The sequence below is a fragment of the Flavobacterium sp. Leaf359 genome (genome assembly GCF_001423985.1).
In the GTDB taxonomy this organism is placed as follows: domain Bacteria; phylum Bacteroidota; class Bacteroidia; order Flavobacteriales; family Flavobacteriaceae; genus Flavobacterium; species Flavobacterium lindanitolerans.
The window spans coordinates 1-262 of record NZ_LMPW01000013.1; the positions used below are offsets into that span (position 1 = coordinate 1).

Sequence of the window (262 nt, forward strand, 5' to 3'; positions counted from 1 at the left end):
CTTGTAAGTGCCGTTTTGTGTAGCCGTATAGCTGCTCTGGTTGGCTCCCGGAATCGGGTCGTTGTTGCGGAACCAGGCAAACTGCGGAGCCACCGCATCTGTCGTTACGGTAAATGTTTTGGTTTCTCCCGGAAGTAGGATGTCCGTAGCAGGCGATGTGCTGGCGATACTGATCTGTCCTATGGTTAGTGAAATGGCATTTGACTGTCTGGTACATCCGCTCTGGCTGATAATCAGGTAATAGTTTCCTTCCGAATCTGCA

The 262-nt window shown here is 50.8% G+C and carries 1 pseudogene; it reads right to left on the reverse strand.

The window, feature by feature from the left end:
* Positions 1-262, reverse strand: a pseudogene (locus tag ASG38_RS18040) (hypothetical protein); the annotation flags it as partial.